At 40.8% G+C, this 12,733-nt stretch carries 14 protein-coding genes; 6 read left to right on the top strand and 8 right to left on the bottom strand.

The genetic code is table 11. The features are described from left to right. From argS to EHS11_RS10575, 3 genes are read left to right on the top strand one after another with little or no spacing between them, the layout of a single operon-like run. On the top strand, positions 1 to 1,776 hold the full coding sequence (gene argS, locus EHS11_RS10585) for an arginine--tRNA ligase (RefSeq protein ID WP_135764386.1): 1,776 nt from the start codon (positions 1 to 3) through the stop codon (positions 1,774 to 1,776). 34 nt (positions 1,777 to 1,810) lie between these two features. Next, complete coding sequence (locus EHS11_RS10580) at positions 1,811 to 3,079, top strand: nicotinamide-nucleotide amidohydrolase family protein (RefSeq protein WP_135764385.1); 1,269 nt, start codon at positions 1,811 to 1,813, stop codon at positions 3,077 to 3,079. Continuing rightward, the gene (locus tag EHS11_RS10575) at positions 3,079 to 4,146 is read left to right on the top strand and encodes a hypothetical protein (RefSeq protein ID WP_135764384.1); all 1,068 of its coding nucleotides are present in this window, start codon (positions 3,079 to 3,081) and stop codon (positions 4,144 to 4,146) included. Before EHS11_RS10580 ends, EHS11_RS10575 begins: the two co-directional genes overlap by 1 nt. On the opposite strand, the gene EHS11_RS10570 is transcribed toward EHS11_RS10575, so the two are convergent. Genes EHS11_RS10570 through gap form a run of 7 tightly spaced genes read right to left on the bottom strand, consistent with a single transcriptional unit; the run spans position 4,143 to position 10,230 of the window. Further along, on the bottom strand, positions 4,143 to 5,138 hold the full coding sequence (locus tag EHS11_RS10570) for a response regulator (protein WP_135764383.1): 996 nt from the start codon (positions 5,136 to 5,138) through the stop codon (positions 4,143 to 4,145). The genes EHS11_RS10575 and EHS11_RS10570 overlap by 4 nt on opposite strands. Beyond that, on the bottom strand, positions 5,135 to 6,295 hold the full coding sequence (locus EHS11_RS10565) for an LIC_12097 family sensor histidine kinase (protein WP_135764382.1): 1,161 nt from the start codon (positions 6,293 to 6,295) through the stop codon (positions 5,135 to 5,137). Before EHS11_RS10565 ends, EHS11_RS10570 begins: the two co-directional genes overlap by 4 nt. Positions 6,296 to 6,299: 4 nt before the next feature. Continuing rightward, on the bottom strand, positions 6,300 to 6,971 hold the full coding sequence (locus tag EHS11_RS10560; protein WP_135764381.1) for an LIC_12096 family protein: 672 nt from the start codon (positions 6,969 to 6,971) through the stop codon (positions 6,300 to 6,302). After that, entirely contained in the window at positions 6,931 to 7,272 is a 342-nt protein-coding gene (gene secG / locus EHS11_RS10555; protein WP_135764380.1) for a preprotein translocase subunit SecG, read from the bottom strand. Before secG ends, EHS11_RS10560 begins: the two co-directional genes overlap by 41 nt. Before the next feature lie 10 nt (positions 7,273 to 7,282). Beyond that, positions 7,283 to 8,032, bottom strand: coding sequence for a triose-phosphate isomerase (tpiA, locus tag EHS11_RS10550; RefSeq protein WP_135764379.1), 750 nt, complete (start codon positions 8,030 to 8,032; stop codon positions 7,283 to 7,285). 1 nt (position 8,033) lies between these two features. Further along, on the bottom strand, positions 8,034 to 9,221 hold the full coding sequence (locus EHS11_RS10545) for a phosphoglycerate kinase (protein WP_135764378.1): 1,188 nt from the start codon (positions 9,219 to 9,221) through the stop codon (positions 8,034 to 8,036). A 1-nt stretch (position 9,222) separates the two neighbouring features. Further along, a complete protein-coding gene (gap, locus tag EHS11_RS10540; RefSeq protein WP_135764377.1) occupies positions 9,223 to 10,230 on the bottom strand; it encodes a type I glyceraldehyde-3-phosphate dehydrogenase in 1,008 nt (335 codons plus the stop codon). 891 nt (positions 10,231 to 11,121) lie between these two features. Between gap and EHS11_RS20175 the strand changes: the two genes are divergently transcribed. The 3 genes from EHS11_RS20175 to EHS11_RS10525 all read left to right on the top strand — a co-directional run bounded on the left by EHS11_RS20175 (position 11,122) and on the right by EHS11_RS10525 (position 12,265). Next, the gene (locus EHS11_RS20175) at positions 11,122 to 11,283 is read left to right on the top strand and encodes a hypothetical protein (protein ID WP_246047781.1); all 162 of its coding nucleotides are present in this window, start codon (positions 11,122 to 11,124) and stop codon (positions 11,281 to 11,283) included. Positions 11,284 to 11,690: 407 nt separating this feature from the next. Next, a complete protein-coding gene (locus tag EHS11_RS10530) occupies positions 11,691 to 11,969 on the top strand; it encodes a type II toxin-antitoxin system RelE/ParE family toxin (RefSeq protein ID WP_135764376.1) in 279 nt (92 codons plus the stop codon). Further along, positions 11,969 to 12,265, top strand: coding sequence for a HigA family addiction module antitoxin (locus tag EHS11_RS10525; protein ID WP_135764375.1), 297 nt, complete (start codon positions 11,969 to 11,971; stop codon positions 12,263 to 12,265). The genes EHS11_RS10530 and EHS11_RS10525 overlap by 1 nt, the downstream gene beginning before the upstream one ends. A gap of 148 nt (positions 12,266 to 12,413) precedes the next feature. On the opposite strand, the gene EHS11_RS19820 is transcribed toward EHS11_RS10525, so the two are convergent. Further along, a partial coding sequence (locus EHS11_RS19820; protein ID WP_167884410.1) for a hypothetical protein occupies positions 12,414 to 12,733 on the bottom strand: 320 nt, incomplete at its 5' end.

Genomic DNA, 12,733 nt, shown 5'->3' with positions numbered 1-12,733 from the left:
ATGAAAAAAGAAAATTTATTAAAATATAAAGTACTAAACGTCCTAACCAATTCCATTAAAAAATATTTAGAGTCGGAAAACCAAATCGAATTATTTCCCGATTTAAAAATTCGAATCGAATATTCCAGAGATGAAAAGTTCGGAGATTATTCTTCTTCTTTTGCTTTGGAAAATAAAAACGCTCTCGGCAAACCACCTCAAGTCATTGCGGAAAAGATTATCACTCTGATAACAAAAGATTCCTCCATCGAGTCAGTGACTTTTTCCCAGCCGGGATTTATCAATTTTAGAATTTCTCCTCTTTCCTTGGCGCGGTATGCAATGGACTTTCGTTCGAGCGGTGATCCGTTTGCCAAAGAGGAAAAAACAAAAAAAATATTACTGGAATTCGTTTCCGCCAATCCTACGGGACCTATGAATATCGTATCGGCAAGATCGGCGGCTTATGGAGACGCACTTGCAAATTTGATTTCCACACTCGGACATACCGTCAAACGGGAGTTTTACGTAAATGATTACGGAAATCAAGTGTATCTTTTGGGTGTGGCGGTACTACTTCGTTACAAGGAATTGAACGGAGAAACCATCAGTTTCCAGGAAGAAGAAAGCGATACTCCTGTTTTTGAATTGATAGAGTCCAATATGCTGCCGAAAGAAAGTTATCGCGGCGAATATATCAAAGATATTGCGGGACAATATTCACAAGATAGTTCTAAAAAATCGTCTCTTGATTTGAGAATCAAAAATAAAGATTGGGATTCCATTATCCGGGAATTATCCCTATTCGCTATCAATTACAATCTGGAAGGTCAAAAGAAAGATCTTGATCTCTTCGGAGTTAAGTTTGATGAGTTTTTCAGCGAACGTTCATTACATGATGCGGGAGAAGTTGAAAAAGTTCCCGAGAGATTGAAAGAAAGTGATAAAAAAACGGAAGAAGGGAAATTATTCTTTTTGTCCACAAATTACGGAGATGATAAGGATAGGGTGATACTCAGAGAGGACGGTCGGCCGACTTATCTGATGGCGGACATTGCTTATCATAAAAACAAATACGATCGCGGATTTGAAGAAATCATTGATATCTGGGGACCCGATCACTACGGATACATTGCCAGGCTGAAGGGAGCCATCCAGTCCTTGGGCTTTGGTGCAGATAGTTTTCGTGTTCTGATAGCCCAGCAAGTCAACCTGATCGAAAACAAAGAGAAGGTAAAGATGAGCAAACGTTTGGGAGTATTTCAAACGATGACAGACCTTCTTTCTTATCTGGGAAAAAGTGCGCGTGATGTAGGGCGTTATTTTTTCCTAATGCGTACTTCGGATGCACCTCTTGATTTTGATTTGGATTTGGCCAAAGACGAATCGGAAAAAAATCCGGTGTTTTACATTCAATACGCTTATGCAAGAATCTGTTCCATTTTCAGAGAGTTAGGTGAAGCTTCCGGAGATTTATCTTTTTCCGATACTGATTTCGAATTTTTGAAATCGGATGAAAGGGCGAGATTGTTGTTTTGGACTGCAAGATTTCCGGAAGAAGTAAATGATGCGGCACTTTCCTTTGAACCTCACAGGCTTACCAATTACTTGCAATCGTTAAGCCGCTCGTTTACGAAATTTTATTCCGGCAAAGACAATCGAATCAAAGAAAAATCGGGGAGAGAAAGGGAAATTCTTTTGCAAATTTGTAAATCGGTTCAGTTCGATTTGAGAGAAGGGTTGCGACTGTTAGGAATTTCCGCACCGGAAAAAATGAGCAAGGAAGAATCAAATTAGATTTATGAGCCAGGCAAATAATAAATAAACTAAAATGAAACAACCTCAAATCACAATCATTGCCACAGGTTCCGAAATCACGGCCGGAAGAAGTATCGATACCAATTCAGGTTGGATCGCCAATCGTTTGTTTGAGGAAGGCTGGAAAGTAAGAAACTTTATCGCTCTCCCTGACAATCCGAAAACCATTTTGGAAGAATTGTTGTTATTGAAAAGAAAGGCGGAAAATGATCCTGACAACCCTATCCTTGCCATCATGACCGGCGGACTAGGTTCAACGGAAGACGATTATACTTTGCAGACTGTTTTGGATTTGCAAAACAAAGAAAGGGAAGTTGTTGAAAAAGCAAGGATCAAATTACAGAAACTTATCGAATCCAGAGGGAGATCCTATACGGAAATTCTTCCTGCGATGCTCAGGCAGGTGTACGTTCCGTCCGGATCCTATACCTTGGACAATTCTGCGGGAATTGCAGTCGGATTTGCAGAAGAGATAGCACCTTCTTCTTTTCTTGTATGTATGCCTGGGGTTCCGGCAGAGATGAAGGAGATGTTCAATCGCAGATTGTTGCCCTTCCTTAAAAGAAATTACGGTATTGAAAATTTAAAACAAACCACCCGTTGGATCTGGTCGATCGGAGAGTCTCTGTTCCAGGAAGAGTTTATGAAAAACCAGAAAGATTTGCTCTCTTCGGGAATGGATTGGGGTGTGACCGCACAAAAAGGGTTTATCAAAACGATTTTTAATGCGAAAGACGAATCTTTGTTAAACGAAGTTGTTTCAAGGATTCAAAATTTTTATAAAGAACTTTGCACGGAAGACGTATTTACGGAAGTGCATGAGTCTTTGAGCCTATCGCGGAAAAGTCTCGCTGTCGCTGAAAGTTGTACAGGCGGACTCCTTGGTGCCAAGATTACGGATATAAAAGGTTCCAGTGCTTATTTTTTGGGGGGAGTCATTACCTATTCCAATGACCAAAAGGTCGGCTTACTTGGTGTAGGTGGAGATACGATTGCAAAATTCGGAGCAGTCAGTAGAGAGACTTGTTCGGAAATGGCGGATGGTCTTTCCGATAAAACAAATGCGGACTATTCGTTGTCTATTACCGGAATTGCCGGTCCTGACGGCGGAACGGAAGAAAAACCGGTCGGACTCGTTTGGATAGGAAGAAAGAAAAAAGGGAAACCTACGGAAACATTCCGTTATTTATTTCCGGGAAATAGAGAAACTATCCGGGAAAATGCGGCTAACACCGCTTTGTATTTATTACATCAAATTCTACCTGAGAGAGAAATAAAATAATGTTTCAATTTTTTCTATCCGTTCTAGTGTTCTTTACACTTTTCTTTTTTCTTTGGGATACTCATTTGCCTATGTTGTCATCTGTCAAAGAGAGTTGGGTTTGGAACAAAGAAGGAGGTTTCGGAACTTCCGCCCCAAAAGACGGAGAGAACCCGTTAAAAACCTTAAACGGATATAGGATAGAAAATAGGTATTTTTCTTTTGTAACAAACAAATTCACCGGTTATGAAGAACCCAATCGGGTAGATTTCGCATTACTTGCACCGGGACATATCGAATATCAAAAGATAGGCGATGAAGTTAATTTTTTCGATGATTCAGGAGAACTATTTTGGAAAAAATCGATCAATTCCTATCCCCGATCGGGTTATTTTTCTTCCCCCGTATTGTACTTATCAGGTGACAATAACACCGTTTTTCTTTTGGACAGTAGCGGCAATCGGGTAGGGCTTGGGGAGTTGAACGGAAGGTTTTTGACCGATTTTGATTTTGACCATACTGGCAAAGGTGCCGTTGTATTATTTTCCGGCGGTGAAATTTATAGAATAGATGAAAAAGGAAATTCCCTGTATTCATTGGATTTGTCTATTGATAGAAAAGAGTCCTTTTTCAAGTCTGTGTCCATTTCGCCAAATGGAAGTTTTGTGGCAGTCCATTTCTCCACAGGCAAGAAAGATTCGTTTCTAATCTTGGATGAGAAAGGCGAAGTAACCGATGAGTGGGAGACGGAACATTATTTTCCTCATAAGGTTTATCTATCCATTGCGGATAATGGAAACACTTTGCTGAATTTGCCAAATAGCCTGGAATTTTACGAAGACGGAAAGATTGTTTGGGCCGTAAAAAAAGACAAAACAGGATCAGTTTACCAAGCCGTGTTTGCAACTGGAAACGGATTTGTATACGGACTGGACAAAGAGATTGTATTTCTCAATGCGGATGGAAAAAAAATCAGAACCAAAACTTTACCATCTACGGAATCTCCGATTCGATTTTTTCCGGGAAAAGACAAAAATACATTTTATCTGGAAACGAAAAGAGATCTTTATCAACTGCGGATTTTTTAAACTTCGTAAATGGAAAGGGATTTGAATCCCGTTCTTCCTTCCCGATTGATCATTGCGATTGTTTCCGTACATTTGCCCGGTGTGATATTGAATATCAACTGGTCTGAAATTTCGCGGCAAATATAAAGCCCTCGCCCATGGGAATCTTCCAAACCTTTTGGAAATCCGGTATTTTCGTCCAGGCTGATATGGCGATCCAACCTGTGCAGGATTTCTTCTTTTTTTAGAGAACCAAACTGATCTTTGACGACAATAAATAAAGTAGTGTTTGTCGATCCGTATCCGATTTGAAAATAATCTTCCGGGGAAAGTTCTATATTGTCCACGGGAACCACCATATCATGAGAAGGAATTTCAAACTGATATTTATAATCTCCTGTGTTTGTTCTGGGGGCACGAATCATTGCGTTTGAGGTAAGCTCTTCCAATACCTGCTGAATTGCTTTCGGCGCTCCCAATTGAATCAGATATTTTGAGATTTTTCCGCATAGAATGGAGCGGTCCTGGTCGGAACGGATTTGTTTATAGATAACTCCGTTTTTCGGGGCTTCTTCAAATCCGCCTAGCAATGATTTATCGTGAATGGCAAAATCCTTTCCGAAATATTTTTCGACTCCGAATATATCATTGGAAAGAAGTTTTTCTACCATAACCTCGATTAAATGAATATCGAGAAAAGAATATTTTGGAATGATATTCCAGATATGGTATTCTTTCGCATAACGGATATAATCATTGATATTGTACGCAGTCATTAGTGCATACAATACGTCGGGGTATTCCTTTTGGATGAACTTGACTACATCAATTCCTGACTTGCCAGGAAGGCGAATGTCAGTGATTGTCAAATCAATCTGTTGGTTTTGAAGATGCCAAGCCGCCTCTTCGAAATGTTCGGCTCCAAATACTTCGTATTTTATGGACAAGAGGTCCAAGATTGCTTCTCGAATGGAATGGATGTCTTCTACAATCAGAATGGATTTTTTTTTCATAACGGGTCTTCCGTATTTTCTCCCGAAGCGGGAAAAGAAATAGTAAATCTGGTTTTTCCTTCCGTGGATTTGACAGAGATGGTTCCATCATGTTCTTGAACTATGGAGTAACAAATGGAAAGACCGAGTCCTGTTCCTGTTCCGGATTTGTTGTTTGTAAAGAAAGGATCGAATATTTTTTGAATGATCGCTTCGGGAATTCCGCCTGCATTATCTTCTACAATGATGTGAATCCAGTTTTTGGTTTTTCTTACGTCGATTGTGATCTCTCCCGGTCTATAATCAAATGCCTGGAGTGAGTTTCTGAATATATTCATAAACAACCGTTCCATCTTCTGAGGATGAAAAGGGAATTGGTATTCGTGATCGAATAGGATTTTCCAATTTATGTTTTTGCTTAAATGAGGGTAGAGTCTGACAACCGTATCTTTGGCGCGATTGATCGTATCTATGATATCTCCCAGAGTTACCTTGACCCGGTCCGATTTGGCAAATGAAATGATGTCGGATACGATGATCGCTGCGCGGGAGATATCGTTTTTGATCATCTCAAGTCTTTTTTCTATTTGTTCGGGACTTGCATTCTGCCAATTTGCCTTTAGGTTTTGTAATGTTAGGCTGATACCTGTTAATGGGTTGTTTAGCTCGTGAGCAATGCCCGAAACGAGAATCCCCAATGAAGCAAGGTTACGCATTCGAAAGGATTCTTCTTCTTTTTCCTTTTGTTTGGTGACATCGGATATTTTTTCAACAATCCAATGTTCGCCTTCGTTTTTAGGATAAGGATAAAATTCCAACTGAAGAGTTTGTTTCTTTTCACCCACTTTGAAAAATATCTCTCTGGACTTCGGAGTTAAAAAATGCTGAAACCCATTGTCTTTTTTGTCAGTGGTTTGCGCAGCAGGACAGTAAGGACATATGTCCGTTCTTTGATACAATACTTCGTAACAAGGTTTGTTCAAAACGCTTTCGAAATCATGGTTTTTCGCAAATTGAATCGTTGCCAGATTGGCTCTTTGTACCTTAAAATCCGCATCAATAAGCACTAAGGGGTCCTGAACCACATCGTATATGGCTTCCAATTCCCTTGCTTTTTCCGTGATCTTTTCAATGGATTCGGGGATATCCGGACGTTTGCGAATTACTGGCTCGATCATAAAATCAATACTTCAAAGATCCGTTCAGTTGTTTTAACATATTTTTCTGGCCTTTGAGTCCCTGGTTTTTTTGAGATGCGATGATGGAAGAAATCTGAGAATGAAAGTCCAATAAGAACTTGATATAAAAATCTTTTTTAAAATTATTCCGTTCCGGTTTTACGTCATCATTCTGAAAATCGGCAAGTGTGAATTTTGAAAGACCATCTAACCCAGAAAAACGAATCTCCATATCATTCAAATTATCATCCAAGGGGGAAGTATCTACTATCAGTGTTTTTGATTTTTGTTCTATCTGTACGTCTTCCGAAATGACTGATACTTCCACACGGGAAAGAGTTGAACCGTTGAATTCTAGTAAGATTGATTTTTCTTCGGAGGATTTAACCCTACCTTTGGGCCCTGAATCAGCATCGATATTGAACTTTCTTATCTTTACACCGGTTCGATTGGGGTAAGTCCCGACAAAACTCACAGTGGTATTGCCCGGAACTGTTTGGATTTTATCGTAGGAGAGAAGCTCTCTTGCGCGGGAAAGATCTTTGTAGAGAGAGAGGATTTCTTGGTCTAATTGTTTTTCCCGAACTTTATGCGCGGTCTCAGCAGTTAGAGAGACAACGCATAAAGGGATAAGGCTACTTAGCTGGGCTAGAAGGAGTAACCGGTGTAGCTTCATTTGTATTTGTTGCATCCACTGGGGCTTCGAGTGTTGGCTCTACTTCAGGAAGCAATACATCGTCTTTCTTTGCAAAAAGAAAAGACAGTGTCAACGAGAGTAGAATGAAGAGGATTGCAGACACTCTTGTTGTTTTGGTCATAACATCTGCGGTAGATGCACCGAAGACGGATTGACTTGCTGTAGATCCGCCAAGCATCCCGGCAGATCCCCCTTTACCTGTTTGAATCATCACAAGAAGAATCAAAAACAGTGAAAGAAGTACGAATAGAGTAACGATTGTTCCGATTAAAAATCCCATAGTTTTTCCTTTAAATAATCAGTGATAAAAATGAATCCAGCTTTTGGCTTGCGCCGCCCACAAGACCACCGTCTATATTCGGTTTGGTGAGTAGGGAAGCGATATTGTCCGCTTTTACGGAACCGCCGTAAAGTATTTGGATGGCTTCTGCTAGCGTTGAAGCACCCACAAATAATCCGGCTATTTCTTTACGAATGAAAGAGTGAGCTTCTTCGGCTTGTTCCGGTGTCGCCACCTTTCCCGTTCCGATCGCCCAAACAGGTTCATACGCAATGATGAGTCTTTCGAATAGGGAACTTTCGATCCCTTTCAGTCCTTGTTTGATTTGGGTATTTAAAACATTGAAAGTATTTCCTGTTTCTCTTTCCGCAAGGGTTTCTCCGATGCAATAAATGACTCGGAACCCTTGGCCGAGTAAAAACTTTACTTTTTCGTTTAGGATCTCGTTCGTTTCTCCCAGAAATTGTCTTCTTTCCGAATGACCTACAAGAGATGTGTTGATTCCCAATTCTTTCAATTGAACGGGGGAAATCTCTCCCGTCATAGCAGTGAGTCCCGACTGATAAGCGTTTTGCGAACCTACAACAACATTTGTGTTTTGCAGGATTTCACTTACGCTAGGTAAGTGGATAGAGCTGGGAAAGACCATCACTTCCGGCCTGGTTTGTCCGAGTTTTCCGGCAAGACCGGTGGCAATTGATTTTGCTTCGGCTAGTGTAAGGTTCATTTTCCAGTTTCCAGCGATGATCTTTCTTCTCATATCAGTCTTCCTTTTTCACCAAACAGGCAACACCTGGTAGTGTTTTTCCTTCTAAAAATTCAAGTGAGGCACCGCCCCCGGTGGAGATGTGAGTGATCTTGTCGGCAACACCGGCTTTGTTCACCGCTGCAATCGAATCTCCTCCGCCCACAATCGTTTTTGCCTTGGATTTACTGACTGCTTTCGCAATTTCAATGGTTCCTTTGGCAAATTTATCCATTTCAAAAACACCCATAGGGCCGTTCCAAAGAATTGTTTTTGCGTCTTTGATAACTTTTATATAATTGTCGATGGTCTTTGAACCGATGTCCATCGCCATCCAACCGTCCAAAATCCCCATCTTATCCACATTTTTTGTTTTGGCATTGGCATCGAATTTGTCCGCGATCACATGATCGACTGGGATCTGTAAGTCGATCCCGTTGACTCCTGCACGGTCAATCAATTGGAAGGCTTGGGATTCGAATTCTTTTTCAAAAAGAGAATTTCCGATCGGGACCGCTCTCGACTTTAAAAAAGTATAGGACATTCCTCCTCCGATGAGAAGGTGATCCACTTTGTCGCTTAGGTTTTTGAGAATTGCGAATTTGGAAGAAACTTTGGAGCCACCTACGATGGCAACAAACGGGCGTTCGGGGCGAGCAAGGAGTCCACTCAACATCTCGATTTCTTTGCGCATAAGAAGCCCTGCAAATGCAGGAAGTAAATGTGCCACACCTTCCGTAGATGCGTGAGCTCTATGAGCGGCACCGAAGGCGTCGTTAATATAAACGTCAGCCAGTTCGGCTAATTTTTTGCAGAAACCTTTTTCGTTTTCTTCTTCTTCTTTATGATAACGAAGGTTTTCCAAAAGAAGGATTTCTCCGTCTTTCAATTCTTTGGAAAGTGCAACCGCTTTAGGTCCGATTACATTTTCTGAAAATAATACTTTTGCTTTTGTCAGTTTCGAAAACGACTCAAAAACGGGACGCATCGTAAATTCCGGATCAGGTTTGCCTTTGGGACGTCCCAAGTGGCTTCCTATGATCACACGAGCCCCTTTTTGTAAAAGGAGCTCGATTGTAGGAAGAGTTTTTTCGATCCGGGTTGTGTCCGTTGTTTTGCCGTTTTCTACGGGAACATTGAAATCAACTCGTAAAAAGACTCTTTTGCCTTTAAAATTTTCGCTTTCGATCTTGGGAAGATTCATCTTAACCTTTTTTGGCCATGTAACGAATGAGATCAAGAACCCGGTTGGAGTATCCCATCTCGTTGTCATACCAAGACACTAGTTTGAAAAAGTTTGAATTCAGCTCGATACACGCATCCGAATCATAGATGGAAGAAAGTTTTGATCCCAGAAAATCATTGGATACTACCATCTCATCCGTATAACCCAAGATTCCTTTCATGGAACCTTCGGAAGCTTCTTTCATCTTTTTGGAAATTTCAGCAAGGCTTGTTGCTTTTTCCGTACGAACTGTCAAATCCACAACGGATACGTCAGGAGTGGGAACTCGGAAACTCATGCCTGTTAGTTTTCCGTTCACTTCAGGAATACAAAGTCCCACAGCTTTCGCAGCACCTGTGGAAGCAGGAATGATGTTCTGAGGAGCGCCACGACCACCACGGAAATCCTTCTTGGAAGGTCCGTCTACTGTCGGCTGAGTTGCAGTCATTGCGTGGATCGTAGTCATCAGTCCTTCCACGATTCCAAAATTGTCTAACACTACTTTGGTGATAGGAGCAAGACAGTTGGTAGTGCAGGATGCATTGGAAACTACATTGTCTACCGCGGGATTGTATTTTTCATTATTTACACCCATTACGAAAGTAGGGATGTCTTTGTCTTTGGCGGGAGCCGAGATCACTACTTTTTTTGCGCCCGCTTTGATGTGTTTTTCGGCACCCACACGGTCAGTGAAAAGTCCTGTAGATTCGATTACAAAATCCACACCCAATTCTTTCCAAGGGAGTTTTTCAGGATCGCGCTCGGAGACAGTTTTAACTTTTTTTCCATCGATGATGATTTCATTTTCAGTGTGAGAAACTTCTCCGTCATAACGGCCATGAGTGGAATCGTATTTGAATAGATAAGACAAATTGTCCGGTGTTACAAGGTCATTGATTGCCACAAATTCGAGATTTGGGTCTTTGATTCCGGAACGAAGCACGAGACGACCGATACGTCCGAAGCCGTTGATTGCGATTTTTACCATGAAATTCTCCTAGAGATGGTCTATTTTTATTAAATTACAGGGATTTAATTAACAAAATTACGGATTAGGGCACTCTGTCACTCATTTTATGGGCGCCATCTCCGGCTATCGGTCGACGGGGCGCTCCCTCTATCCGGGGCGCGGGGCTTTATTTAGATTTTGCATTAGCTCGCTCGCACCATTTTTCTTTTCCAATTTCTTTCCTTTACGCGGCTCTCCCTATAAGGCGCGGTCGCTCGCTTCGCTTTCGATTTGGTGGTCCGGGGGTTGATTTTTAAACTTTCATATTTCACTATTTTTTAAAGTAATCTTTATTTAAAAAGTTCCGATCTATCATCACAAAGTGACCGCAAAACGACATAAATACGACACCGATTTCAAATACAGAGTCTCTGGGACTCCTTGATAAGGAGGAACTATCCCGATACCCGAAATCAACCGTCTGGTATCATAAAAACTTATATCAGAATCAAACACTGTATTTTAAAAATAAAAGAGATACCCCGAAGACCGAGATTAACACACGAAGTCAGATAAAAATCATAACAACAATCAAAAGAACCAAAGATCATCTCGGACTGAAAAGAGCTTTGAGGATGTTCAGGATTTCTAAATCCACATACCACAGATGGTCTTTACAAATCCGTTCCGTATGTGGTCTATCAAATATAGAACTTTGTTTTCGCAAATTCCCCAAACAAATTGTAAATACAGAAGTTCGTAAAATCAAAGAACTATGCGAAGAAAAACTTCCACTGGGATGGCCACTATCCTCCGTTTGGGGGTATGGTCGGAAAAATCACATTTTACATCTTTCCCTTACTTCCTTTATCAATTATGTAAAAATCCTGAAACTCGATTCTTTACGAAGAAACCAGCTACCTTCATTTGATGACAGACGGAGGATCTGAGAACAAAGGAGAATTGGACGGATGGATCAATCGGAGTGGCGTTGCAATCAACAAGATCATTGCACAGAAAGATGTTACATTCTCCAATAGTCAGATCGAAGCGTTGAACAAAATCATAAAATATCAATTCCTTTATCACTAGGACATAGACAACTTACAAGAGTTAGATATAAAAATCGAATTATGGATTTCTGTTTATAATTCAGAAAGGCCGAACAAAGCCGGAAACTACTTACTAACCCCTGAAGAAATTTATAATGGCCATAACAAAGATTCCGCTTTATCAAAAAAAGAATCCAGGGAAAACAGGCGAGAAAGAACTCTCGAAAATCAGAATTTCGACTGCGGAACCTGCACGATTTAAACTTTTCCAGCAATTTAATATGCTTTAAGACTCGTTAATCTGCAATTTTTGTTCCTATTTCTAAAAGTTCGTATTAACGAACCCGTTTGTCCCATTCGCACTTGGGTTTGTGCTGGTTATGATTCTAAATTAAAATTACAAAAAAAGACTTGATACCGTAACCCATTACGTTACACTAATATCGGGTGATCAAATCATTTCTTCATAAAGGCCTCGAGGATTTTTTCAATATGGGTAGCAAAAAAGGAATAAGACCTGATCACTCTAGTAAACTTGCAAGGATATTAGATAGGTTAGACGCCTCCTTAAAGCCTGAAGACATGGATTTACCGGGATACAAGCTTCATCCCTTAAAAGGTGATAAGAAAAAGCGATGGTCTGTTTGGGTAAATGGAAATTGGAGAGTTACGTTTCTATTTATTGGTGAAGATGCAATTTTAGTAGATTACGAGGATTACCATTAATGAAAAATACTAAAACACGAAAGCCTACGCATCCGGGTGAAATTTTGCTCGAAGATGTCTTAAAGCCTTTAAATTTATCTATTTCTGAAGCTGCAAAAAGTTTGGGTGTTTCAAGAAAAACTCTTTCTGAAATTGTAAATCAAAAAGCTGGAATTACTCCAAATATGGCTCTTCGAATTGCATACGCGACAAATACATCTGCTGAAAGCTGGATTCGAATCCAAGGAAAGTATGATCTTTGGTTAGCTATGCAAGAAAAAATAAATCATATAGAAAAATTCCCTATCGCTGTTTAAAATCAAATCGGCGTATAACTACGCCTTACCGCTACGCTGCGGGACTCACTCCCTTCACCCTTGCTCGGCCTTCGGCACATTGTCCTCCGTCACGTTTCTTGCTTAGCAAGAAAGCGCACCGCCGCTAACGCGCCTCTTTGAGGCTCAGCTACGGACAACCTCTCGGTAAGGCTAGATCGTTATACACATCGCTCTTGTGTTTATGCCCGATACATAATCGTAAATGGTTCTGTCTGCCTCGGCTTCCGGCGCGAAACAAACTCTGGTAATGCGATACCTGGCTCGCCCAGGCTTGCGTGGAATTCAGAAAATACGACTGAGCGTAAACCTGGTTCATCATATTCGAATTGTAGGGATCCATTTGCAACTGAGGGATCGTTGCCTGGGAGAAGACTGTATTGATATAGTATTCACCTGACAGCTTCGAAGAAGCAGTGGTCACACATCCTGTAAACGGAAAAATGATTT

This window comes from Leptospira ilyithenensis (assembly GCF_004771005.1).
Lineage (GTDB): Bacteria > Spirochaetota > Leptospiria > Leptospirales > Leptospiraceae > Leptospira_A > Leptospira_A ilyithenensis.
The sequence above is the reverse complement of the archived record's forward strand: the minus strand, read 5'-3'. Positions and strand labels throughout refer to the sequence as shown.

Bases quoted from the DNA above. Each gene is read 5' to 3' on its own strand.
- argS (WP_135764386.1), top strand. From the start codon at position 1: ATGAAAAAAGAAAATTTATTAAAATATAAAGTACTAAACGTCCTAACC.
- EHS11_RS10545 (WP_135764378.1), bottom strand. From the start codon at position 9,221: ATGAATCTTCCCAAGATCGAAAGCGAAAATTTTAAAGGCAAAAGAGTC.
- EHS11_RS10570 (WP_135764383.1), bottom strand. From the start codon at position 5,138: ATGAAAAAAAAATCCATTCTGATTGTAGAAGACATCCATTCCATTCGA.
- EHS11_RS10575 (WP_135764384.1), top strand. From the start codon at position 3,079: ATGTTTCAATTTTTTCTATCCGTTCTAGTGTTCTTTACACTTTTCTTT.
- EHS11_RS10565 (WP_135764382.1), bottom strand. From the start codon at position 6,295: ATGATCGAGCCAGTAATTCGCAAACGTCCGGATATCCCCGAATCCATT.
- EHS11_RS10560 (WP_135764381.1), bottom strand. From the start codon at position 6,971: ATGAAGCTACACCGGTTACTCCTTCTAGCCCAGCTAAGTAGCCTTATC.
- tpiA (WP_135764379.1), bottom strand. From the start codon at position 8,032: ATGAGAAGAAAGATCATCGCTGGAAACTGGAAAATGAACCTTACACTA.
- secG (WP_135764380.1), bottom strand. From the start codon at position 7,272: ATGGGATTTTTAATCGGAACAATCGTTACTCTATTCGTACTTCTTTCA.
- EHS11_RS20175 (WP_246047781.1), top strand. From the start codon at position 11,122: ATGACAGACGGAGGATCTGAGAACAAAGGAGAATTGGACGGATGGATC.
- gap (WP_135764377.1), bottom strand. From the start codon at position 10,230: ATGGTAAAAATCGCAATCAACGGCTTCGGACGTATCGGTCGTCTCGTG.
- EHS11_RS10525 (WP_135764375.1), top strand. From the start codon at position 11,969: ATGAAAAATACTAAAACACGAAAGCCTACGCATCCGGGTGAAATTTTG.
- EHS11_RS10580 (WP_135764385.1), top strand. From the start codon at position 1,811: ATGAAACAACCTCAAATCACAATCATTGCCACAGGTTCCGAAATCACG.